Genomic DNA, 23,898 nt, shown 5'->3' with positions numbered 1-23,898 from the left:
CGGAAGCCCAGTTGGTGGAGAGGCAGTATGAGGGTTTTCTTCAACGACGAAGAATGGGCCTTCCGTGACGAGGTCCGGAATTTCATCCGGACCAATCTGCCCGGCGAGCTGGCCGAAAAAACCCGTCAAAGCATCCACCTGTCGCGGGCAGATGTGGCGCGCTGGCACCACATCTTGCATGAACGGGGATGGAGCGTGCCCCACTGGCCTTCAGAGTATGGCGGGCAGGACTGGACACCACTCCAGCGTTATCTGTTTGAGTCCGAATGCGCCCAGGCCGATGCGCCACCCCTAAGCGTGTTCGGGATGTATCTCGTTGGGCCGACGATCTACACCTTTGGAACCGCCGATCAAAAGAGCCGCTTCCTTCCCGGGATCATTTCGGGGCGGGCTTTCTGGTGTCAGGGTTATAGCGAGACCGAGGCAGGTTCGGATCTCGCCAAAGTTCGGACAACTGCCAGGAAGGTCGATGGGGGTTACATTCTGAACGGCTCGAAAGCCTGGACGACGGAAGGTCACATCGCCGACTACATGATTTGCCTGGCCCGTACAAATCCGGGCGTCAAGCCCCAGGCCGGACTGTCTTTGTTCGTGGTGGACATGAAGGCTGATGGGGTTTCAATGCAGCCGGTCATGACCATTGACGGTTGCCATTCGGTCAACACGACATTTCTGGATTCGGTGTTCCTTCCCGAGGATGCCCTGATAGGCGAGGTGGATCGGGGATGGGGCTATGCCAAGTTTCTTCTCAGCCACGAACGCACCAACAACGCCCAAGTTCACCGGTCTCGGCGTGAATTCGACAGGCTGGTGGACCTGGCAAGACGGACCCTCGACGCGCTTGGAAGTCCGCTCCTGAGCGATCCTGTCCTCGGATCACGCTTCTCGGCTCTGGAGGCTCAATTGAATGCCCTGGAGGTCACGATACTGAGGGTGCTTTCGGATCAGGCCGAACAGCGCGAACCAGGACCGGAAGCATCGATTGTCAAGGTGATTGGCTCTGAACTGCAGCAGCAAATCAGTGAGTTGGCGATGGAGATGCTAGGTGAGCAGGGTATTTGCCTGACGCCATTCGGAGATGATGCCGCCTCGCAGGAAGCCACTGGCTGGATTGAACGCCATCTCTATCGTCGCGTTGTCACCATCTATGCCGGCGCGAACGAGATTCAGAAGAATCTCATCGCGCGCAACATCCTTGGGATGCAATCATGAGGCGCTCCGAACAGGCCCGGGCGGAAGATGCGTTGCTGCGCGATGCGACTCGTCGTTTTCTCGAAGAAGACTACAAGTGGGCAGCAGATCGGACGCGAACCTCAGACCTGATCAAGACATGGCGCACTTGCGCAGACCTTGGGTGGTTTGCGCTGGGTCTACCAGCCACTCTCAATGGTGCTGGTGGCGATAGTGTCCAGTGTCTGGCAATCCTCGAGGAAGCCGGGCGGGTGCTCCACGATGCACCCCTGCTTGCAAACATCCTTCTCGCGCCGCCAGTGCTTTCCAAGATGCCGGCAGACATTGCAACCGAGCTCGGCAATGGTCTTGCTACAGGCGATGTACGATTTGCCTATATTCCGCAAGACACAATCACACTCTCTTCCGATGGCCGCCTTGACGGAAGCAGCGGTCTGGCACTCGGTGTGGACATAGCCACGCACTGGATCGTCCCGGCCAGTTCACCGAATCCTTCTGAAGCAGCGGTGATCATTGTTGACCCGAGCGACAGCGGCTACCGACGCGATACACGCCTCATCGATGGGCGTGCCGCGAGCGTCATCACGTTTGACCGGTGGCGCCTTCCTGCGCATCGCACGGTCATCCGGTCCATAGAAGCCTCACGCCTTGCCGCGAGCCTGTCAGACCGGGCAACGATTGGTGCATGTGCGGAAGCTTTGGGGGCGCTTGATGCCGGCTTGAGCCTGACCGTCGAGTATCTCAACCAACGCGTCCAGTTCAACGCTACGCTATCTTCGTTTCAGGCCATCCAACACATGATGGCCGAAAGCTTCTGCGAGATCGCACAGATCCGATCCCTGCTTATCTGGGCCGCGGCTGCCCTTGACTCAGATGCGCCGGAAAGGCCGCGCGCCGCATCGGCTCTCAAGACCTATACCTCAAGACAGGGGGTCAGGGCGGCCGCACGATGCGTCCAGGTAAGCGGCGGCATCGGGATGACTGACGAATATCGAATAGGCCACGTCTACAAAAAGCTGCTCGTGACCGCAGCTCTTTTCGGCAACGTCGACCACCATGCGTCCCGGCTGCACACGCTTTTGACTGCGCAACCGAAATCCATAGAGAAGGCAAAGGCATGAAGAAGATCCCGCTCGAAGAACGCTATGAAACATTAAAGATCGAGCGCCATGGCCGGCTTTTGACGGTGATCATGAACCGGCCGGAGTCGCTGAATGCCACGGACGCGTTGATGCACGAAGAGCTCGCGGACGTCTTCTACGAGATCAACTGCGATCTTAGCAGCGACGTCGTCGTTTTGACGGGTGCGGGCCGCGGCTTTTGCGCGGGAGGCGATATCAACTGGATGCAGGACATGATCGACAATCCCGACATGTTCGAGAAAACAGGCCGGGAGGCCAAGAGGATCATATTTTCGATGCTCGAGCTGGAGAAGCCGCTCATTGCCAAAATGAACGGCCACGCCACAGGGCTCGGCGCGACGATCGCTCTCAGCTGCGATGTAATCTTCGCATCTGAAAAAGCAAAGATTGGAGATCCTCACGTCTCGGTCGGTTTTGTCGCTGGGGATGGCGGTCCCGCCATCTGGCCGCAGCTCATAGGCCATGTCAGGGCAAAGGAATATTTGATGAGCGGCGAACTCATTCCGGCGCAAAAGGCAGCCGAAATGGGGCTTATCAACTACGCCGTTCCAGCCGAATCCCTTGATGAGAAAGTGGACGAGTACGTGCGCAAGCTTCTCAACGGGGCAACGAAAGCGATCCGTTGGTCGAAGGTAGCGACCAACATAGAACTGAAACGGGTTGTCCATGGCGTGATGGACGCCAGCCTTGCGTACGAGGCGCTGTCGAACCTGACTGCCGATCACCAGGAAGCGGTCTCGGCATTCAGGGAAAAGCGCAAACCTGTGTTCACAGGTCGATAAGAACAGGGTCGAGCTTCAGCTCCGATTTTGCCTTTGCAGCGACGACAGCGCACCCCCCAAAAGTATTGGCTTGATACCTGTGTGATTCGTGTAGCGCATGGGTGCCAATCCGATTGATGTGCCTTTGGCCATCGTGCCCGACATTGCTGAATTGGTCCTGTGACCAGTCCAGCCAGGCCCCTTGCGAAAGCGGGTTGCACTTTCCTGCCCCCTGCGGTTGCTCTAGGAAGGAATTGGAGGAAGCACGCCGCAGTACGAACCATGCCTGTGGATTTGCTGTTGGGCTAGGTTTTTCAACGGAGGACAACATGCAGGGCCTGGCATTGCAGCTCGCACTGCTCCGCGGCAATACGTTCTGCTCGATTGAGCTTTCCGAAATCGGCCGGCTTAGCCAGGTTCGAATGCAAATACAGAAAAAGCCAACACTGTCCGACGGCTTGGCGGTGAATATGATGAGCGCCATCGCTATGGGGCGGCTGCCATTGGGTGCTCCCCTTCCGGCAGAAAGGCGCTTGGCCCGAGCGACCTCGCTGAGCAGGATTTGCGTTCGCTACGCGCTCACACAGCTGAAAAGCCAGGGCTATGTGACGACCGTCCGCGGCTCCGGCACGAACGTAACCGACAGCGTCGAATTGCTTTCGAATTTGCTTGCTGCCAACCGGGACAACCTGAGCCAGGTTTCGCAATTCTGCAGCTACTTCGATGAGGTGCTGATCGACTATGCGCTGGAGGCCGGGGGTGAAGCGGAAGTCGCTGACGCGATAGGCGGCGCGACGCTGTCGAAGTCGAGGGCGCTCAGTCCCTCCCGGGAGTTCGAACTTCGCAGCAAGCTAGCAGCACTTTCCGGCAGCCGTACCCTCCAATTGCTCGTCCACAGCCTCCGCAGGGGGCTAGCAGCCCTGTTTGGCGATGCACAATTCTTCGTGCTCTCGGGTTCCGAAAGCATGAAACTGGAGGCGATTGAAGAGACGTTGCTGCAACATGTGTTCGCTGCCGATCGACAGGGGGCGCGACAAAGCATGCGCGAAAGAAGTGACTGGCTGAGTGGATTCGCCGTGCGGAATCAAACCAGGCAGCAGGACATCCTGAACCAAAACGAGGAGGAGGAACTCCTTCAATACCTGACGACGACGCAGCCCCTGAATTTGAGCGATAGTGTCGCTCACGAGATTGGGAAAATGATTGCGACCGGTCAGTTGGAGGTTAATGACGAGACACTTAGCGAAAGACGCTTGTCTGACCTTTTCGGCGTGAGCCGGACGACGATCCAGGAGGCGTTGAACAGACTCAAAGCCCAAGCGATCCTGACGCCCAACACCCGGCCCCGCAGCCCCGCGATGGTGGCGGCGATTGCACTGCCGTCAAAAAGTGAATCAGCCCGCAACGTGCGGGAACTTGCCATCATAAGTCAGATCAGGGTGCAGCTGGAATCCTGGTCGGCCCGACGGGCAGCGAACCATGGCAAGGACGAAGACAAGAAGAAGTTGCGTAGGCTTCTGCTGGAGATGCAACGCCCAACCGAGGACCGCCGGCGCCTTACGGACCTCGACATGCAGTTCCACCTGAGTATTGCACGCATCGGCGGAAACGCTTTGAATCTTTTCGTATCCGAAACGCTTCGAACCATGCTGCTGAGTTACTTCAAAGCGACGGTTCTCGACCCCACTGTTTATCGCCGGCCAGATGACCTGACGCGCGACGAGCATGCGGCTGTCGCCGCGGCGATCATCGGTGGCAACGGCGATTTGGCCGACCGCTCGATGCGCGCGCACGTTGACGGTTTCTTTCAGATTCTCCAGCGTGTCGCGCCATCCGCAACTCATTAGGTCATCGAAGTTCTGCATTGCGAGCCGCGACGACGAGATGAGAACTAGAATCTCGGCGTTCGGTGACAAATCTGAATCCGCTGTCGGTCCCATGGTTCAATGGAGTGCTCGCCGCATCAACTCTCCATACGAATGGATGAACCAAAACGTTCCGGATCGTCCCTCCACCGATCCTCCCTGCTGACAAATCTCGCCGACCGGGCGATGGCGGATGCAGCCATGGTGGGACCCTAAAGAGGTGAATGAGAAGGTCTGCAGCGCTTTCGCGATCAGGGTGGCGGCCGTCGCCAACAGCGCGGGCGGCATTCCGGAATGCCACGCCGGAACTGAATCGCGCGCCGATACTTGAATCGGGTTCGAGTAGCTCTGGGTGGCATGATGCAAGACAAGCGTTTCGACATGCCCGTTTCGGTCGCGTTAGGCCGGTCCGGCAACATTATTTACAAGGTTGAACGCGTGGCGCAGGCGGCCGATGTGCTTCTCAATCGTTGGCCGGCAGTGGCCGGGAAAAGCCATGTGGCCGCTCGAAAGGCCTGCCTGGCGGTCTTGGACGGGATCAAAGAAGCCAGCGTGGCAAGGGCGGCGTTCGTTAAGGCCGCGGCTGACGCCGACATCTTGCGCGAGGACGACTATGGCCGTGGCTAAGAGGGATCAGGAGCGCGTCGGATATGCCTGGCTCTATGGGGTACAAGCGCGCAAGGACGGAAGGGAACGCGTCGTGCCTGAGTTCTGGAAGGAATATGCCGACGCCTGGTTGCAAGGCTTCGATGGCGAGTCCATCCAGGGTGCCGTCAAGGCCGAGCCGGTCGGCGATCAGATGGAAGCGGAGGTCGATGAAGCTGGGGTCCGCAAACTTTAGCCGGCAGCCTAAAGCGGCTTGCCGGCGCGTACCAAAGCACGAGCGATCGCGAGATCGGCTTCCATCTTAGCATTCTCTTTCTGGGTCATGTTGTCGGCGGCAATGAGTCGCTTCAGCGCGCGCAAAGTCTCACTCCGGGTCCAGCCCACTTCCAACATGCAATCGATGATTGCCTGAAAGCCGGGCTCCATGGCCTCCTGGCAGTCTAGGGCGCGATCTGCGTAGTCATGGTCATCCAGGTACCTGGGTGGATCGATCATTCTTCACTCCATGTCCGGCACGTCGCCATTGGTGAACAGCACTGTTGGCTGCCCGTAGTCGCCAAGCGCCGGGTCGGCGTCGCGACTCCATGCTATGACACCGACGTGATTTGAAGCCAGCGCCTTTGCCGTGCGGATCGCACGGTCCTCGCTTTGCTGGTCGGTCGGGCCGTATGCGGTGAACAGGTCGCCGTCCTCGCCACGGTCGAACGCCACGACAACGATCAGCTTCGGCTTTTTTTGATCTGCCACATCGTCGGACACTCAGTGCGTCCTGCCGGAGCGGAGATGCATCTCGATCTTATTGATTGCCTTGGCGAGGACATCGACTGCCTGCAGATTAACGGCGAAGTCGAAGTTACCTTCCGCAGTTTCGAATATCAGAACGCCGACCTTGGTCTCGTCGTCGCTCATCATGCCCATTCCAATGCCGGTCGGCATATAGGGTGGTTTTTCTGACATGGTCTTTCTCCTCAGACGTGGTGTGGCCTCGTCAGCCTTTCGGCCATCTGGCCGTGCGACTGGAGTGGCCAATCACGCATCGATAGACGATAGCGGCCGTGTAACCCGTTCACCACTATTCGAAATGCATCGACTGGCCGCGCATCATCGCCAGGGTCAGTGCGATTGCAGGATTTGCAGGCGGCTTCTCCATAAGCAGGGAGCCGTCGAAATCGCGCCACGCCGCCATGCGCAATTCGTCACCGTCTTCCCTGGCTGCCGGGTCGAAAACGTGGGCATCATAGGGGTCCCGGTCAATCTCGATCGTCCAGTCCTTGAGCGCCTTGCGAGCCATTTCTTCAACCTGGGCAAGGTCGCTGGTGAAGAAGGGGATACGGTCGCCATCTTCCGAAAGCGGCTCGACCCGATCCAGCGTTGGCCGCTCGGGCACCCAACCAAGAACGAAGGCAATATCGAAATCGATCTGGCGGTCCGGACCAGCCGTAACCTCTAGCCGTTTGACCACGTCAGGATAGAGGTTCTTGCGCTCCGGCCAGGTGTCTGGAAGCGCCTCCGCTTGCAATTTCGTTCGGGGAACGTCGATCAGTTCCATGATCTGATGGCGCGGAACTTTGTCCTCCGGCCAGCCCGCACAACATGCAGTCGTCGCAGCCTCGTCGGCTTCCATCCAGACTGTAGCGGCTCGGTCCTCGTCCTCAGTTGGCTGGTCGTCTTCCGGAAAGCCTTTGATATCCCACCCTTCCAACGCGAACAAACCTTCCGCGCCTTGCAAAGCCGTAATGCCGGCTCGGGCGAAGACTGCTTCGGCTGCCGCGACACCGCGTGCCAGTTCCTCGGGCGTTGCACCTTCAATGCTCAAGCGAAGTTCCATGGTTCGCCTCCTGTGCCAATCGTATCGACAGTGAACAAAATAAGAACATTGGAGTCAATAGGCTCTTGGCAACAGTGGAATAAGGTCTGTTTTTTCAATACGGTAGCCAGCAGACAATGATCGGCACTTCGTCCCAGGTTCCCAAGGCAACTGCATTCATGGGCCGATGCTACACGCGGACCACCGCGGACGGGGACAGTCGGTCCCGCGTCCCGTCCTGCGGCCGGCGCTATGCTGACGCTCCTACGGCTGTCCTGTTAACCGCCCGCGGCGGGGGCGAATTTCCTCCGTCCCGCGCGCGACAATGTCCGCATTGCGGACGCGCGCAGGACTGCGGTTTATGCGCCGTCTTTCCTTTGGGCGCCGGCAGTCGCCGGCGCGACGTCCAGAGCGGCATAGTGGCCTTCGACCGTATCGTCCTGTCGGCAAACGACTCTATCGGTGTCCCGAGGCAGCGTTCGCGCCAAACGTTTCTTCCGCAACGCCACCTCACATGCCATTGACTCTTTATTAGGAAGAGAACAAATGAGGAACATACCGCAAGCTTTTCGCGTTCAGGGGACAGATGAGTGCATCGGCGTCAAACGCTGCCATTTCCGATCTTCGAAATCGCATTGCGCGGCTCGAAGGCGGCAATACGCGCGAAAGAGCGGTGCTTCCTTTCGGCATTTCCTCTATCGACAGCCACCTGCCCGGGGGCGGTGTGGCGCTTGGTGCTCTGCATGAGGTTGCCGGTGGCGGCAATGGCGCGATCGATGGTGCTGCCGCGTCGCTTTTCGCGGCAGGAATTGCAGCCAGGACGCAAGGCAAGGTGCTGTGGTGCGTGACGCGCCAGGATCTGTTTGCGCCGGCAATCGCCCAGGTCGGACTGCACCCCGACCGGGTGATTTATGTCGAAGCCGGTGACGACAAATCCTTGCTCGCCTGCTTCGAGGAAGGTCTGAGGCACGTGGGGCTTGGGGCTGTGGTTGCCGAGGTTGCCCGGCTGTCGATGACAGCGTCGCGACGTTTGCAGCTTGCATCGGAAGGCTCGGGCGCGATGGGCATCGCCATCCGCCGCTGGCGCCGCCAGACCGAAGCTGCCGATTTCGGGCAGCCGACGGCGTCTGTCACCCGCTGGCGGGTTTCTGTCCTGCCGTCGCGGCCGCTGCCCGTGCCGGGTATTGGCCGGGCGCGATGGCAACTTGAACTGATCCGGTCTCGTGGAGGCGAAACACTCGATATCGAAGTGGAGGCTTGTGATGCAAAGGGTCGTCTCGCTCTTCCTTCCAAGCTGGTCGACCGACCGGCTCAGAAGGAAATTGGGCGACGTCTCGCCGCCACCGGATAGGCCCTTGGTGCTTGTCGGGCGGCACGGCAACCGCCGTTTGGTGGTTGCAGCCGACCGCGTGGCACTGGAGGCCGGCTTGCGCGTCGGAATGCCGGCGACGAAAGCACAGGCCCTCGTGCAGGGGCTGGCGGTCATGGATGCCGAACCCGAGGCCGACGCGGAGGCATTGGAACGGCTGGCTTTGTGGGCATTGCGGCGCTACGCGCCGATCGTCGCTGTGGATCCTCCGGACGGATTGGTCATGGACACCACCGGCGCCGATCACCTTCATGGCGGCGAACGCTTGATGCTGGTCGATATGGTCGAACGCCTCGGCCAGGTCGGCTTCCTGGCGCGGGCAGCCATTGCGGATAGCTGGGGTGCCGCTCACGCCGTTGCGCGATACGTCAGGCAGACCGTCAGCGTGGTCGCCGCCAACGCAACCTGCGATGCGATCCTGCCTCTGCCCATCGCGGCACTGCGGTTGCCCGATGCGATCGTCAGCGGTCTTCGGGTTTTGGGTTTCGACAGGGTGGGTGAGCTTCTGAAGCAGCCCCGCGCACCGCTCACCCTGCGCTTCGGGCCGGAACTCGGCCGTCGCCTTGACCAGGCCACTGGCCGCCTCGCCGATCCGATAGAGCCAGTGCGGCCAGCCGATGTGGTCGAGGTCAAACGTGCCTTTGGTGAGCCCATCGGCGCGGCCGAGACGATCGCCCGCTATGTCGGCAAGCTTGTTCAGGTGCTGTGTGCCGAACTGGAGACCAAGGGCCTTGGCGCCCGCCGGCTCGACCTGCTGCTTTACCGCGTCGACAACCGCGTCGAAGCCATTCGCGTCGGCACTGCCTTGCCGGTCCGCGATGTGAAACGGCTGACCCGGTTGCTCTGCGACAAGATCGAGACGGTCGATCCGGGCTTCGGCATCGAGCTGTTGCGCTTGTCGGCACCCCTGGCCGAACCGCTGACACCCCGGCAAACCATTTCATCGCTCCTCGAGCAACGCGACGCTGACATCTCGGACCTGATCGACATACTCGGCAATCGTGTCGGCGAGGAAAAGCTCTATCGGTTTACTCCGGTTGCCAGCGACGTGCCGGAGCGCTCATTGCGGCGCGTAGCGCCGGCCTCGGTGGAAACGGGCGAGGCATGGCCGGACCATTGGCCACGCCCGGCCCGCTTGTTCGCTATGCCGGAACGGATCGAGGCGATAGCGCTGCTGCCCGATCATCCGCCGGCCAGTTTTACCTGGAGAGGTATTCGTCGAAGAGTGAAGCGTGCCGATGGTCCCGAGCGGGTGTTCGGCGAGTGGTGGAAACGTGACGCCGAGCTTGCCGCCGTGCGTGACTACTTCCAGGTTGAGGATGAAGCCGGCGAGCGGTTCTGGATTTTTCGCGCCGGCGACGGCGAGGATGCCGCGACCGGTTCGCATCGCTGGTTCCTGCACGGCATCTTTGGATGACCGCGTCCTATATCGAACTGCAATGCACCTCGCATTTTTCTTTTCTGCGCGGCGCCAGCTCCTGCGAGGAATTGTTTGCGCAGGCCGCGATCATGGACATGCCCGCACTTGCCATCTGTGACCGCAACAGCCTGACTGGCATTGTCCGGGCGCACGAGGCGGCGAAGGCGACCGGCGTCAGGCTGATCGTCGGCTGCCGGCTGGATTTGGCCGAAGAGATTTCCATCCTGGTCTATCCGACCGATCGTGCGGCCTACTCGCGGCTTTGCCGCTTGCTGTCTTTGGGCAAGAAACGGGGCGGCAAGGCGAAATGCGTGCTGCATTGGGCAGACGTCGTCGCTTATGGCGAGGGCTTCGTTGCGGTGTTCGTTCCTGACCAGGCCGACGATACATGTTCCCTTTGGCTGCGGCGGCTGAGCGAGGCATTTGGCGATCGGGCTTACATGGCGCTGACGCTGCGCCGCCGTCCCAATGACGCGTTGCGGCTGCACGCCCTGTCCAACCTTGCCGGACAGGCCGGCGTGCCGACGGTCGTTACCAACGATGTACTGTTCCATGAACCGTCACGGCGCATCCTGCAAGATGTCGTCACCTGCATCCGGCACAATGTCACGATCGACAATGCCGGTTTTCGGCGCGAGCGACATGCCGATCGTTACCTGAAACCATCAGATGAAATGGCACGGCTTTTTGGTCGCTACCCCGAAGCGCTCGCCCGTACTCTCGAAATCGCTCAGCGCTGCCGGTTCTCGCTCGATGAACTCGCCTATCAATATCCCGAGGAGCGCATGCTGCCAGGCCTGACGCCACAGCAGGCGCTGGAGAAGCTGACCTGGGAAGGTGCCGAGGAGCGTTTTCCCGAAGGGGTGCCCGACAAGGTTATCGCCACGCTCAAGCATGAATTGCAGCTCATTGAGAAGCTGCAATACGCGCCGTATTTTCTGACGGTGAATTCGATCGTACGCTTTGCCCGCAGCCAGGACATTCTGTGTCAGGGCAGGGGCTCGGCCGCCAACAGCGCCGTCTGCTATGTGCTGGGCATCACCTCGATCGACCCCGACCGCAATGATCTTCTGTTCGAGCGCTTTGTCTCGGAAGAGCGTCGCGAGCCGCCAGACATCGACGTCGATTTCGAACATGAGCGGCGCGAAATCGTCATGCAATGGGTGTTCGACACCTACGGCCGTGAGCATGCAGCACTGTGCTCAACCGTCATCCGTTATCGCTCGAAAGGCGCCCTGCGTGATGTCGGCAAGGCTCTGGGTCTGCCCGAAGACCTCATCAAGATGTTGTCGTCGCAAGTCTGGGGCTGGTCGGACGAAGGCGTTCAGCCGAAACATGCCGAGGAGCTGAACCTCAATCTCGGCGACCGCCGCCTGCGGCTGGCGCTCGATCTGGCCAGGCAGCTGATCGGCGCGCCGCGGCATTTGTCGCAGCACCCCGGCGGTTTCGTGCTGACCCGCGACAGGCTCGATGATCTGGTGCCGATCGAGCCCGCCGCGATGGAGGATCGTCAGGTCATCGAATGGGACAAGGATGATATCGACGCGCTGAAGTTCATGAAGGTCGACGTGCTGGCGCTCGGCATGCTGTCCTGCATGAAACGCGGCTTCGATCTGCTGGCGCAGCACAAGGGCATCACGCTCGATCTCGCAACAATCCCGGCCGAGGATCCGCGCACCTATGCGATGATCCGCAAGGCCGATACGCTCGGTACCTTCCAGATCGAATCCCGCGCCCAGATGTCGATGCTGCCGCGCATCAAGCCGCGGACTTTCTACGACCTGGTCATAGAGGTGGCGATCGTGCGGCCAGGACCGATCCAGGGCGACATGGTGCACCCCTATCTGCGCCGGCGCGAGGGCAAGGAAGACGTCGTTTATCCCAAGCCTGAGTTGGAAAAAGTGCTCGGAAAAACGCTTGGTGTGCCGCTGTTCCAGGAACAGGCGATGCGGGTGGCGATCGAATGCGCGGGCTTCACGCCGGGCGAGGCCGATCAGCTGCGCCGTGCCATGGCAACCTTCAAGCATACTGGCGGCGTGTCCAGCTTCGGCGCTAAGCTGGTCGGCGGCATGGTCAAGAACGGCTATGAGCGCGAGTTTGCCGAAAAGACCTTCAAGCAGCTCGAGGGCTTCGGCAGCTATGGCTTTCCCGAAAGCCATGCCGCGAGCTTCGCCCTGATCGCCTACGCCTCGTCCTGGCTGAAATGCCATCACCCAGATGTCTTCTGCGCCGCTCTCCTCAACGCCCAGCCGATGGGCTTTTACGCCCCAGCGCAGATCGTTCGTGACGCCCGCGACCATGGTGTTGAGGTGCGCCCGGTCTGCGTGAACACCTCGCGCTGGGACTGCACGCTTGAGCCCACTGAGGACGGGGACCGGTTCGCCGTGCGTCTTGGCATGCGCATGGTCCGTGGCCTAGCCAATGTCGACGCGGCAACGATCGTCACCATCCGTGCCGACCAGCCCTTTGCGTCGGTGGATGACCTTTGGCATCGCGCCGGCGTGCCCGCGGCCTCTCTGGTTGAGCTCGCCCAGGCCGACGCGTTCCAACCCTCCCTATCGCTGGAGAGGCGTGAGGCACTGTGGGCGATCAAGGCGCTGCGCGACGAGCCGCTGCCGCTGTTTGCGGCGGCCTCGGCTCGCGAGCAGCAAACGGTGCCGGAAATCCAGGAGCCGGTCGTGGCATTGCGGGCCATGACATCAGGCGGCGAGGTCGTTGAAGATTACGGCCATGTCGGGCTGACCTTGCGCGATCACCCTGTGTCCTTTCTGCGTGCCGACCTGCACCGCAAGCGCATCGTCTCGTGCCGCGAGGCCATGCAGGCGCGTGATGGTCAATGGCTGGAGGCAGCAGGCCTCGTGCTGGTCCGGCAGCGACCCGGCTCGGCCAAGGGCGTCATGTTCATCACGCTGGAGGATGAGACCGGCATCGCCAATCTGGTCGTTTGGGTCAAGGTGTTTGAAAAGTACCGCAGGGTGGTGCTCTCCGCGGGCATGATCGGCGTTTACGGGCGTATCCAAAGGGAAGGCGACGTGGTGCATCTCGTTGCGCATCGGCTGAGCGATCTTTCGGCCGATCTCGCCAGCGTTGGCGATCGGGATACTGCCTTCCCGCTGCCGCATGGGCGCGGTGATGAATTTCATCACGGCAGCCCGACGCCTGACCCGCGCGGGCTGCCGAAAGGACCAAGGCCGCGCGACATCATCGATCCCTATCTGCACATCGACCAGATCAAGGTAAAGACGCGGGATTTCAAGTAGGTGCTGGAGCCCCCAAACGGTAAATGCCATAGTTGGTGGGTGCGTCACGCGGCGGCTCAGAGCGCCCCAACTCAAGGCACGAACAAGGATAGTGGAGCACCATGAAGAACGCGCAATCGCTGACGTCGACTGAGCTCTTGTCGATCAGGGCATTACTGGATGAAGTCCCTTCGCTCTCACCGTTGACCAAGCTGACCGATTCTGAGCTCGACGGTGCGATCAACGCGCTCAGCGACACCGCCGATAGTCGTTGGCAGGAAGCTCCTTCTGAGATCATCTCGCCTCGCCGCGAAGGAGTTCTGGGAATGGTGCTGGTGCGAAAGCGCCGGCAACTCGCCTATTCTCTCAAACTTTCCAATCTGACGCGGGATCCTTTCGCCTCTATGCCGGCAATTACCATGACCGCTCTTCCCGTGCTCGTCGCAACATGGCCGTCAACGTTTCCCAGCTTTCTGCTAGCCATCGCGCTGGCTTGGTTGCGAGCATATGCGCAGCCCATCGGCTACGGGGAGGCGGCGCTGCTTCACCACATGAACCAAATCTCAGTTGTTAAGGGAAAAGTCTCCGAGCAGGATCTCGCCGATGCAGGACGTGTCCTGGTCGACTCCTACGGTTACGTCAAAGGCCAGAACAGCAACGAGATTTCGGCATTGCTAGCATCGTTGCTAGCCTGGAAGGCTATCGAGCACTTCGACGGTGGCTTTCGGGCTATTGAAAGCGTTCCCTTCGGCTTAGGTCCGATGGAGTACGTCTCGTAATTCGTCAGAGCGTGTCCCGCGACCCTCAGCACGCTTAGCGACAACCCGAAAGAAGGTTGCGGGTATATCCGTACAGAGCCCAGTCCAATTCGATCATAGCCTCAGGCACGAATCTTGTAAGTTCGAATTTGTCGTTCGGGAACAGATAGATTTCACCCTCCGAATCGAACATTGGCGGAACCACGCCCATATAAGATTGAGCGTGCATCGGGCTAAACGCCGGGTTGTTGGATCGACCCCTCGCGGCCAGTAGGCCTAGCTCAAGCATGTAGCGTTCAGCCTCGTCAAAGGGAGTTCCGTTTCCTCCGGGCTGATGCATCGCGATCACTTCTGTTGCCTGCTCTATGATCGATTGACGATCCGGGAGACCCGCGCGAATGAGCGCTCTATCGATCCAGTTGGTCTCGTCAATACCATCCTGCCATACCTCAAGATTGGAACAGATCACCGCGAACGCAAATGCGCGGTCGCCCCTCTGTTTAAAGGCTGGGTACAGGTTCGCCCACAGAGCCATGCTCTCAGGCAGTTTGATGCCCTCAAAATGGTCGTCACAGAGGTTGAGACAAATGTGGGCGATGGTGGCGGCTTGCCGATACGCTAAAGCAGCGTCCTTGATGCCGGCGTAGTGCGCAAACAGGTGGACCGGTGCGGAGTACAGGGTCAGACTCGGTGCGTATAGTCTGGAAAGAGCGTCCTTCGTTACGTCGTCGCCCATAGCCGTCCTTTGGTTTTCGGGCACCTTGGCCTCGAGATAAGTACGGACAACCGAATACTCGGACGCTACCGCCGTTGTTTCTAGGAGAGCACCGACGGTCAGCGGTTGGCGTATAAGGAGAGCGCCGGTTTTATGGTCGAGGAAGCGAACGAATAGGATAGGTTTGGTCGGATCCAATCTGCCTAAGGGGTCGATCTCCTGGCCGGCCGAGAAGCCGATTTGCCAGGGGTGCGCGGCGCTATGAGGCTGGTTGGCTTCCACTACGGTCTGATAATATTTCGGAAACGTCATGCGGCGCGCTTCGTCGTGAAGATCCACGAACGAAGGGAAATCCACCTCCGAGGGTGGTTTCTCCGGTGTGGGAAGCAGCCTGAAGGCTTGATAGACGCGTTTCATAAAAGTGCGTCCCCAAATGGTCCCCACTAGGTCAGCCCAATGCGTGAGTTCGTGACTTATGGTCGCCAAAATCTCCGCGGCCTTGCGGTGGTCGTTGGCCAGGAGCGCTTTGGGCAAGTCCGTGCGGCTGTATTGTTCCAAAGTAACCATTTGGGAATGAGGAGAGAAAAAGGCCATGGTTACGACGTTGGGGAAGCGGCTTTCCCTTCGTTCGGCCATCCACGCCCTCACGAAATCTGACATGCGTGTCGTGTCTCCCCTCTGCTTCAACACAGCTGGATAACAATTGTCTACAGTCCGTGTCGAGGCATTCAGTTGTGAAACAACGGCGATTCACCGAAAGGGCTAGGGGCAACGGTGTTCATTGATCCGCTGGACCACTCCATGTCGTTTCGAGTCGTTTGCCTTGCTGATGACGATCATGCAGTCTGGCGAATGAAGTGGCGAGTTCTTGAGTCGAATAGATGGACCAGACCGATGACAGTCCAGGTTGGGGACATGGCGACGCACTGGAGTTCTTTGGCCGTCATCTCTTGGCGATCTGTGTCACCTATCGATTGGCCAACGCCTCTAAAAACGACGCCCTATCCTTTGCCGCCTACATTGGAACGCTGATTGATATCGCGGGTTCGGTCTGCTTTCTAACAGCGGGCCACGTTCTGGCTGACCTCAAACAAAAACTCGCCGACGTCAGAGTAGAGATCGTTGATGTGGTTCTGGCCGACACCTTCGCGAAGGGCCGCGTCAGCGACAAGCCAGTTCCGTTTGATATAAGCAGCGAACCGTTCTTCTTCATCGATGACGACGAACAGGGGCTTGATTTCGGCGCGATTGTCCTGCGTCCATACTACGTCAATCTTCTGGCAAAAAATGGAACGATTGCACTCGACGAGGAACGGTGGATACACCAACACCGTGTTGATTTTGATGGCTATGCCGTGCTGGGTCTTCCTCGCGAATCAACCTCGCCCTTCGTCGACTCCCGGGGTAACGGAGCAGTTTCACCGACAATGATATGGGTGTCGCGCCGGGAGGCGGCGCCACAAGGCACGCGCCAAACGACATACCCTCGCTTCATTGCAGAAATCGGCGGAAGCCTACCTATCAATGATATAGTTGGCATGAGCGGCGGACCGATATTCGGCTTTCGGATCGAGGGCGAGAAAGCTGTTCGGTATTGGGTTGTCGCGTTGCAGAGTGCTTGGCTTCCGAAACAGCGTGTCATCTTCGGGTGCCCTCTACCCATTCTTGCGCCGCTATTGAAGAACCTAATGGCCGAAGGCTCCTCGTCCGCGGGACGATAGCAGCGACTTTCGCTAGTTGCGCTGCCCCGCACTTCCTAGACTTGTTGTTCCTGCACTCACGCTGCTCTGACGTTATGTGGTCCGATCTATGTTAGGATGATGTAAATTCAGGCTGGCAGGCGCCATCCTGGCAACAAAATGCCTAGCATCGAAGTCAGCCAGTCCCTTCTCGCACGGTTTGTGCCGTCAGCGACCCTGCGGGTAAGGCCTTCAGTATGTCGGCCTCAGGTTTCGTGAGATGGATCCATGCAGCCCAATCCTCCGGGCGCAACACTACGATCTGACGATTGTGAATGGGCGCAACGTCGGGTCCAGGCTCCGTCGTCAGCATCGTGAATGTAGGTGGCTTGTTGCCTTCGCCATCGCGCCACAGTCCCGCGATTGCCATGAACGGGGCATCGTTCAGCGTGAAGCGATGTTTCGCTTTTGGATATTTCTTCCCGGTGAATTCGAAGAAGGCTGATGCCGGGATGAGGCAGCGTTTGCTGTTGCCGAAACTCCGGCCTTCAGAGCGGAAGTTGAAGACTGGCCCGCCTTTGGGACCGGATGGGGGAAAAGCAAAGGTCATCCGCGTGAGTTCCATCGTGTCACCCGCGGCGCGCATAATCGGAGCGGGGTCATTGATGCGGATGTCGTCCGCCAGGGGCAAATCCAGTTCGGTTTGGTGGCTCGGAATATCGAGCGCCATCGATTGCATCATCCGGCAATATTCGGCCCAGGCGATATGCTGCTCGTAGTCATTGCACATAGCTGCCCCCGGCGTTTGGTTCGTTATAGAGTTGGGCAAAATAGCGCGCCTGGCCCGCAACGACACCATGTTGAGATTTTCGGCTATGCCCCGAAATCTTGGGCGACGCGCTCAAGTAGGCATGCAAGCACCATGCTTAGTTTGCATCGATAATTGCTGCATGTGAATTTCGTTCCGCGCCGACACTGCGTTCAGCCGCGTGGAGGTTCAACATCTGCGATCCAGTTGCTGTGATGTGCCGCGGCCTCGCGCAGGTAGGAGATCGAATGTCAAGTCCAGCGAGTCACAGAATGAGGAGGACGCCAAGCCGAGACAACGCTTTCGAACGATCGGTTCGCTCATTGCTATTCGCACGCGGACTGAGATATCGAGTTCACTTTTCGCTTCCTGGGATGCCACGCAGAACGTGCGACGTCGCGTTTCCCAAGAAGAAGATCGCCATCTTTCTCGACGGATGTTTCTGGCACTGTTGTCCTGTCCATGGTTCGCTAGCCAAGACAAACTCGGACTTTTGGTCGAGAAAATTCAAGCGCAACACCGATCGCGATCACGAAACGGACGTTCACCTATATTCCCAAGGTTGGCGAGTACTGCGTTTCTGGGAGCACGAGCAGCCATACGACATAGCCGATTGCATCGTCGCGGAGGTGGCGGCGAGGACGGCGGCAGATAGCTAGAGTCCGGTTGATCCCGTACGTTGACTGCGAGCTCGCTCGATTGCGAGAAGCGGTCGTCGTGCGAGTTCGAAGGTGTCGATCGGAACATAGCGGTCATCGAGGCCGAGAAGACTTAGAAGGCCCTCGCGCCTCCAAAGCGGGTGGACTACGACAGCCCATTTGTCGGAACCCTCGGATAGTGAGAATGCCGGCAAGTTGAGCGTGGAACCTACTATGGATCTTGAGTTTCGCGGGATGAATGTGGCGGAATCCGCCGCACTCCGGTCGGCCAATGCCCGCCAGTCGGTCAGCTCGTAGGCGTCGTAATTTCCGTCGAGACCACACGTATGGTTCTGGTCCACCAGCGATCTGAGATAAGAGAGCCCGAGGCGCCAATCGAGTAGGCCGTGGTAGTTGCGGTTGTTGTAACGCTGAAGGCATCGGTAGCACGAGGTGCCACATGCGTCCGAGTGGCCGCGGTCATCGAAAATCCGCCTCGGCCAAGCCGATGTGTCATTCAGAACACTATTGATGAGCGACGTCACCGGCAGAGAGCTATCACTCAGAAGATGTCGGCAAAATCCCGAGCCGTTGGGCAATGCGTCCGCGATCTGAATGTACGGAAGTAGGACGCCGGTCTTCCCAGGCATGGCATTGGGAACGAGCGCATCGAACTCTTCGGGCGCAATGTCGAGTTCGAATGCTGCCCGCTGCACCACGATCTCCGTCGCGGAAATGGCGGCAGCTCTAACGCTTGTCCGACCGGGGTTGCGATTTCCCATCGACAACCCACCGTCCAGCTCGTTTAGCCTCAGTCTATCGTTCAACACTGAAGCGCCGATCTGCAGCGAGTTGGTGATCTTGGGAGACGCGAGCCATGCTCTCTCGCTAGGTCCAGTGCCCACCCACCTTGTTGGTGCCTCAACGACGACATCCGTCATGATCGCTTGGTTGGACAACTGCAGTTTCTTGGGCGCGAAAGGGAGATTGGCGGCGTAGAGATCAATCGATGGAGTGACGTCGAACCCGGTGAACCCCTGTTCGTCGCGACCACCGGGGTTGACGATGAATATCTCGGAACGCTCGGCGAAATTGACCCGCAGATTTCCACTCTCGACCGTCTCGTCGGCTTTGCCCAAGCTCGCAAGGGTGATGCGTTGACCGACCTTCGAGGCGATCGATTCTTCGGACGGCCGCAGATCGCTCCTATACCCCGACGGGGTGATGCAGCGGATCGCGTTCTCTGCCAGATCGGTCCCGCATCCACCGCAGACGACGGAACCGAACGAACTGCGGGTCCAGGTGCCGCAATGATCGCAGTAGCCGAGAAGAAAATCATCTTTGAACCACGTGGAATAGGGCTCCATAGGCTTTGTAAGGTCATCCGTGAACTGGCTAGGTACTGGAAGGGGACCCGTGAAGCCTATACTTCTGTGATGCAGTTTTTCTCTCGTACGCACGCTACCGGGTGCAAAATCGAAGATCGCCATATCCTGGTCACGGTCGATCGTATCCCACTCTAGGGCACGATCCTGCTGAGATCCCTTCCAAAGCAGGTCGACATAGAGATCCCGGGATCTAGTCGGCATCCCATACATGGGAACGAGACCGCGCTCAGCTAAGGCGGAAGCGATGCCAACAGCCTGCATGGAATATTCTGCTCGCAGAGATTCCACATCGGCAAGCACGCTGTCGACAGCGACCACGTTCCGAAGCTGGTCGATGTCACATCCGGCGCCTCTTGCGAGGATGCCAGCGAAGAGCTCGTACTGCGGATTGGTCTCCACCAACGCGTCATGTAGGAGTTGGGGCCACGTCTTGTTGGGATCGAAGTACTCACGGCAGTAGAGAAACTCACCGTGGATGTCCCCGGGTATCATGTCGTCGCCGGCCCAAGCGCCGGCCGCGTCGTTTCTCAACTTGTTGAACGCCTCAACCAGCCAGAACTTTCGCAGCAGTCTCGACGGGATGTCCACGAGACCGGTCGTTATGAAAGGCGGCGGCGGGGCTGCACCAGTCATGTCGAGCGGGTTGCGGAAATAGTGTATGTCATGGCTCTTACTCCGGCACACCGTAAGAACCGTCGAGAACGCCTGTCCCCGCCGACCGGCGCGGCCCACTCGCTGTTGATAGTTGAAGCGCTGGGGAGGCATGTTGCCCTGATAGACGGCCTGCAACGAGCCGATGTCGACGCCGACCTCCATCGTGGTGGTGACCGATATGAGATCGACTTCATCGAACTTTTTGCGAAGTAAGAAATCGCTCTCACTCTCTCCGTCGTCCGGTACGAAGACACCCTTGAACTGCTGCAACCGGGTCGCCGGATCCTCCGTTTGACCCGTCAGCTCCTCGCATCTCAAGCGAAAGAGTGCCCCGCCAGTTTCGAGCGAGCGCATTACGCGGCGACCGAGGAAATTTCCCGATGACACCAACCCGGCAGTCAAAGCCGTTTCGGTAGGTAGGCGTTCGCCGCAGCGCGTGCAGCTCTCCAGGCCCCTGTGAAGGTGGACGCGACCGCATTTTGCGCAACGCCAAGCCGGCGCATCGGGGTTTGCCATCCTAAAGAATAGGCGCGTGACGTCGATCGTCCCATTGGTACGTTGTCCCAACTCGGCGCCGAGCTGGGAGAGGAACTCGTTCGCAGCGGCGGCTGGATCGGTGAAGAGCTTTTCCATCAAGTGCCGAAGTCGTCCCGTTCGTCGCGCGCCTAGCATATCGCGAGCGTCGTTCCAGTTCTTCTTGGCCTCGCTCTGAAACTCGTTGGGTACCAGTCGATATGCGTCGGCGAACAGTCTTAGCCACGCGTCCTTCTTGGAGAGCTCTGCCGTGTATTCGCTCGGTCCGTAGAAGCTAGGCCAACCCAGGCCTGTTTCCTCGAGCGCGAAATACGTCTTACTGAACAGTAGATCGGTAGCTTCTGGCTTCTGTTGTTCCTCGACCCAATTACGGGCTTTTCCAACCAGGCTATGTAACGGTTCTGGCTCATCGGATTTCCAAAAGCTTTCGCCATCGCGCTCGTTGAAGAAACGGTACCATGGTTGGCGCTGCACACGGTTCAGCACGGTGTCGGCGCCTTTCACGGGCAAGGCCCCGATCTTCAACAGTCCGCCGACGATGGGGCGGACGTCGTCCCCGGCTCTACCCCGATTGAATTCGAACAATTCCGAGAGCGGCAGGCTGGGCGAGTATTTGCCTTCTTCCTTTTTCTGCCGCAGAGCCTTTCTCTTGGCAACCATGGCCTCCAGTGCGTCCTCCTCTTCGGGAAGGTCGCGTTGCATGAGCGCCTTGATGTCGAGGCTTAGCTGCTCCAACACCCGTTCATCAGCGGCCGTAAACGCTCGCTCGCGAGCTAACCGCTCCGCTGAAGAGATTAGAATTTCTCGACGAAGGTCGGTCTGGTGTTGTACCTCGACGTCCAGGGCTAGGTTGGCAGCGTCTTCCCGGCTGTCGGAAAACGCGACGAGCTTGCCATCGCCTCCTTGCGACTTCAATGCGGCAACCAATTCTGTTGCCAGCAGCTGCGAGGTTTTGGAAAAGCCCGTTCGGAAGCTTCTGATGGGTGACAGCCTGCCCTCTCTCCGCAATGAGTTGGGGGCACGGTAGCGACCGGAATAGTCGGTCCCACATTTGGGACAGCAGTAGGGAACGGCCGTGCCGCCCGTAGTTCGATCGCGATCGTGATGGTCCTTCGCATCGCGCCGATGGAGGGAGTAGCCTGGGACAGCATCAGGAAGCTCCGATGGCGAGATCAAGCCTGTTCGAGAATCGAGAAACGCAGCGTTCCACCGAAACGCGGGATCATCGCGCAATTCGTTGATCGGCTCCGTCCCGCCTGGCCAGAACATTGCGAATTCCTCGTAGCTGGCGTCCTCGAAACGCAACGACGCAGCCACTTCAGGCAATTTCTCCAGCTCCTCCGGTGCGGGCAGCAGCGAAATGAAGCGGCCAGATTCGCCACGTTTACCGCCCACGTACAGTTCCCCGCAGGCTTCGCAATAGAGGAGCTCGAAGATACGTCGCTTTTCGCCATCCGTAGACGTGTCGTAGTCGACGCCACGTTCAATGCTCGGAGCGCCCCAGACGGGCGCCTTGTCGGGGCCAGGCAACACGGATGCAAACATCCCTTCGACATTCCGTACGAAGGTATGCATCCTGAAACTAGGGAGAGAGGAGATCTCGCTCCGCCGTGGTCTAAGATAGTCCGGCAGCACTTCGGTCGGAATGTCGGGAATCGCTCTGAGAACCAACAGCCCCCTAACCGCATCGTCATCGCGTTCCCCGAACAAGCGAGTACCAATTTCCCCAACCGAGCTGGGACGCCTCCTCCCGTGTACTTCAGGATCTTGTGTTGCGAACTCGAGCATAGCTGCGGCGGTCTTGGTCGCCTTCTCTAGGGCCTCCAGGTCCGTGTTCGCGCTCGGGTCCTCAATCGTTTTGGATGCTGTCAGAATGCTCGCTAGCAGCGCGCCCGCACCAGCAGGGGTCGAGGTGCCGCGTTCGACCGAATCGGCAACAGCTCGCAGCGATTCCGAGGTCGGAGTATTTTCCGGGCGGGGCGTAACTTCGGTCGTCCCTGTGACGACGCTGTCACGCCAGGCTCTATCGAGGTCTGTGCTCCCTGAAGTACCGGCGTTGCCGAACATGCTTTTCAGATATTGGACGCTGAAAGCGGAATCGGCCCCCTCCATAGGCAACGATGCGCTAGATGACAGTACGCGGAGCTTATGGGCATGATCGGGATGCGACAGCCCCAACCTTTCGATCAGGATCCTTAACAGCGAAGCCATCTCGGCGCCGGCAGATCCACGAACGAGATGCAGTTCATCCAGGATCAGGTAAAAGCGGGCTGAAGGTTCCCGCAATATCCAGTCGCGGGTCTGATCTATGATCGGTGCATCGATCTCGCGCACCAGCATGGCATTTAGGATCGACTGGTTGGTGACGAGGATATCCGGAGGCGTGGCCTGCATATCCCAACGCGAGATCAACTCTCCGCCATCGGTAGATGGGAACAAGTACCTCAGATCGTCGGGGAGCGTCGGGTCAGCACCGATCTTCGACTGGATTTCCCGGTAGCGTCGAAGCTCCTTTCGGAGTTCGCCAGTGGCCCGCTTCGAGCGCTTGTCCCAATATGGCGTGTCCGCCAAGCGTGGGTGTTCGAGGTACCCAGTAACGGGAGATTTGCCCGTGTACCGCCCAAAGAAAATTCGGTTCCCCGCGAAGTACCGATCCATCACGGCCCGGGCCTCTGGCGAATCCACCGCCTTCCTAAGTCGAACCATCTGGTCTTCGACGAGGGCGTTCAGCGGATAGAGGACTATCGCCCTCATCGCCTTTGGCCGATCGGGATGTTCGTTTCTGCGGTGGTATTTGAATCTTCCGTGCGGATCCAACCAGTCGTCGTCTATCGGCTGGAGGGGAGCCGGCCAGGAAGTCGCCTCTCGAGAGATTTGCGCCAGCAAAGGCAGAAGGAAGCTCTCGGTCTTTCCTGAACCCGTTCCCGAGGTGACGATACCCGGCAGACCGTCGGCGACCCCGCGGCGCAGCATGTCCATTTGGTGAAGGTATGGTTTGTAAGATCCCTTTCTTCCGAGCTCGGAGTCATCGGCAACGCTGTCGAAAAGACCGCACAGAACCAACTCGGCAAACGCTCGCCTTTGTACTTTGGAAAAGCCTTCGAGCCGCCCCTCGGAGTCGGCCACAAGTTCCTCGATGCCATGACACCACTGGACGTACCGTGGCACCGCCTCGAAGATTGGATCGAGGGCGAGCTCGCCGGGAGCCGATAGCAAGACGTGCCGCGCAGCTGCCACGGTCGGATTCTCGATTCGATAGGCGGTGTCGAGGTAGACCATGAACTGGTCGATCATACGCTTGAAGCCACCGATCGGATCGTACAT

Annotated in this window: 19 protein-coding genes; 12 read left to right on the top strand and 7 right to left on the bottom strand. The window is 59.2% G+C overall.

Annotated features, from left to right (window positions below; all coding sequences use genetic code 11):
• The first annotated feature begins 27 nt into the window (after positions 1-27).
• From EB231_RS29755 to EB231_RS29730, 6 genes are all read left to right on the top strand, one after another.
• Positions 28-1,212: an acyl-CoA dehydrogenase family protein gene (locus EB231_RS29755; RefSeq protein WP_172351977.1), complete on the top strand. Its 1,185-nt coding sequence runs from the start codon at positions 28-30 to the stop codon at positions 1,210-1,212.
• The gene (locus EB231_RS29750) at positions 1,209-2,312 is read left to right on the top strand and encodes an acyl-CoA dehydrogenase family protein (RefSeq protein ID WP_172351975.1); all 1,104 of its coding nucleotides are present in this window, start codon (positions 1,209-1,211) and stop codon (positions 2,310-2,312) included. Before EB231_RS29755 ends, EB231_RS29750 begins: the two co-directional genes overlap by 4 nt.
• Positions 2,309-3,115 carry an enoyl-CoA hydratase/isomerase family protein gene (locus EB231_RS29745; protein WP_172351973.1) on the top strand — a complete coding sequence of 269 codons (807 nt, stop codon included), beginning with the start codon at positions 2,309-2,311 and terminating at the stop codon, positions 3,113-3,115. Before EB231_RS29750 ends, EB231_RS29745 begins: the two co-directional genes overlap by 4 nt.
• A 308-nt stretch (positions 3,116-3,423) precedes the next feature.
• Entirely contained in the window at positions 3,424-4,941 is a 1,518-nt protein-coding gene (locus EB231_RS29740) for a FadR/GntR family transcriptional regulator (RefSeq protein WP_172351971.1), read from the top strand.
• A gap of 378 nt (positions 4,942-5,319) precedes the next feature.
• Complete coding sequence (locus EB231_RS29735; RefSeq protein ID WP_172351970.1) at positions 5,320-5,586, top strand: DUF982 domain-containing protein; 267 nt, start codon at positions 5,320-5,322, stop codon at positions 5,584-5,586.
• The gene (locus EB231_RS29730; protein WP_172351969.1) at positions 5,573-5,800 is read left to right on the top strand and encodes a hypothetical protein; all 228 of its coding nucleotides are present in this window, start codon (positions 5,573-5,575) and stop codon (positions 5,798-5,800) included. Before EB231_RS29735 ends, EB231_RS29730 begins: the two co-directional genes overlap by 14 nt.
• A gap of 8 nt (positions 5,801-5,808) precedes the next feature.
• Here the strand turns inward: EB231_RS29730 and EB231_RS29725 are convergent, their stop codons facing one another.
• The 4 genes from EB231_RS29725 to EB231_RS29710 form a co-directional block, all read right to left on the bottom strand.
• Positions 5,809-6,060, bottom strand: coding sequence for a hypothetical protein (locus EB231_RS29725; protein ID WP_172351967.1), 252 nt, complete (start codon positions 6,058-6,060; stop codon positions 5,809-5,811).
• A 3-nt stretch (positions 6,061-6,063) separates the two neighbouring features.
• Positions 6,064-6,324, bottom strand: a complete 261-nt coding sequence (locus EB231_RS29720; RefSeq protein WP_172351965.1) for a hypothetical protein — start codon at positions 6,322-6,324, stop codon at positions 6,064-6,066.
• The gene (locus tag EB231_RS29715) at positions 6,325-6,522 is read right to left on the bottom strand and encodes a hypothetical protein (protein WP_172351964.1); all 198 of its coding nucleotides are present in this window, start codon (positions 6,520-6,522) and stop codon (positions 6,325-6,327) included.
• Positions 6,523-6,637: 115 nt separating this feature from the next.
• A complete protein-coding gene (locus tag EB231_RS29710) occupies positions 6,638-7,393 on the bottom strand; it encodes a hypothetical protein (RefSeq protein WP_172351962.1) in 756 nt (251 codons plus the stop codon).
• 565 nt (positions 7,394-7,958) lie between these two features.
• Between EB231_RS29710 and EB231_RS29705 the strand changes: the two genes are divergently transcribed.
• From EB231_RS29705 to EB231_RS29690, 4 genes are all read left to right on the top strand, one after another.
• A complete protein-coding gene (locus EB231_RS29705) occupies positions 7,959-8,723 on the top strand; it encodes an ImuA family protein (protein ID WP_172351960.1) in 765 nt (254 codons plus the stop codon).
• On the top strand, positions 8,635-10,158 hold the full coding sequence (locus EB231_RS29700) for a DUF6504 family protein (RefSeq protein WP_172351958.1): 1,524 nt from the start codon (positions 8,635-8,637) through the stop codon (positions 10,156-10,158). Before EB231_RS29705 ends, EB231_RS29700 begins: the two co-directional genes overlap by 89 nt.
• Complete coding sequence (locus EB231_RS29695) at positions 10,155-13,421, top strand: error-prone DNA polymerase (protein ID WP_172351957.1); 3,267 nt, start codon at positions 10,155-10,157, stop codon at positions 13,419-13,421. The genes EB231_RS29700 and EB231_RS29695 overlap by 4 nt, the downstream gene beginning before the upstream one ends.
• 101 nt (positions 13,422-13,522) lie before the next feature.
• Complete coding sequence (locus EB231_RS29690) at positions 13,523-14,179, top strand: hypothetical protein (RefSeq protein WP_172351955.1); 657 nt, start codon at positions 13,523-13,525, stop codon at positions 14,177-14,179.
• Between the two features lie 34 nt (positions 14,180-14,213).
• On the opposite strand, the gene EB231_RS29685 is transcribed toward EB231_RS29690, so the two are convergent.
• A complete protein-coding gene (locus tag EB231_RS29685; RefSeq protein ID WP_172351953.1) occupies positions 14,214-15,533 on the bottom strand; it encodes a hypothetical protein in 1,320 nt (439 codons plus the stop codon).
• A 221-nt stretch (positions 15,534-15,754) separates the two neighbouring features.
• Between EB231_RS29685 and EB231_RS29680 the strand changes: the two genes are divergently transcribed.
• Complete coding sequence (locus tag EB231_RS29680; protein ID WP_172351952.1) at positions 15,755-16,594, top strand: hypothetical protein; 840 nt, start codon at positions 15,755-15,757, stop codon at positions 16,592-16,594.
• A gap of 154 nt (positions 16,595-16,748) precedes the next feature.
• On the opposite strand, the gene EB231_RS29675 is transcribed toward EB231_RS29680, so the two are convergent.
• On the bottom strand, positions 16,749-17,342 hold the full coding sequence (locus tag EB231_RS29675) for an SOS response-associated peptidase (RefSeq protein ID WP_172351951.1): 594 nt from the start codon (positions 17,340-17,342) through the stop codon (positions 16,749-16,751).
• A 233-nt stretch (positions 17,343-17,575) separates the two neighbouring features.
• Between EB231_RS29675 and EB231_RS29670 the strand changes: the two genes are divergently transcribed.
• Positions 17,576-18,019 carry a very short patch repair endonuclease gene (locus tag EB231_RS29670; RefSeq protein WP_340163193.1) on the top strand — a complete coding sequence of 148 codons (444 nt, stop codon included), beginning with the start codon at positions 17,576-17,578 and terminating at the stop codon, positions 18,017-18,019.
• Here EB231_RS29670 and EB231_RS29665 read toward each other — a convergent pair.
• Complete coding sequence (locus EB231_RS29665; protein ID WP_172351947.1) at positions 18,016-23,898, bottom strand: DEAD/DEAH box helicase; 5,883 nt, start codon at positions 23,896-23,898, stop codon at positions 18,016-18,018. The two genes, EB231_RS29670 and EB231_RS29665, sit on opposite strands and share 4 nt — an antisense overlap.

It is taken from the genome of Mesorhizobium sp. NZP2298 (assembly GCF_013170825.1).
Taxonomy (GTDB): Bacteria; Pseudomonadota; Alphaproteobacteria; order Rhizobiales; family Rhizobiaceae; genus Mesorhizobium.
Note: the sequence above shows the minus strand (reverse complement) of the source record. Positions and strands in the feature narration are given on the sequence as shown.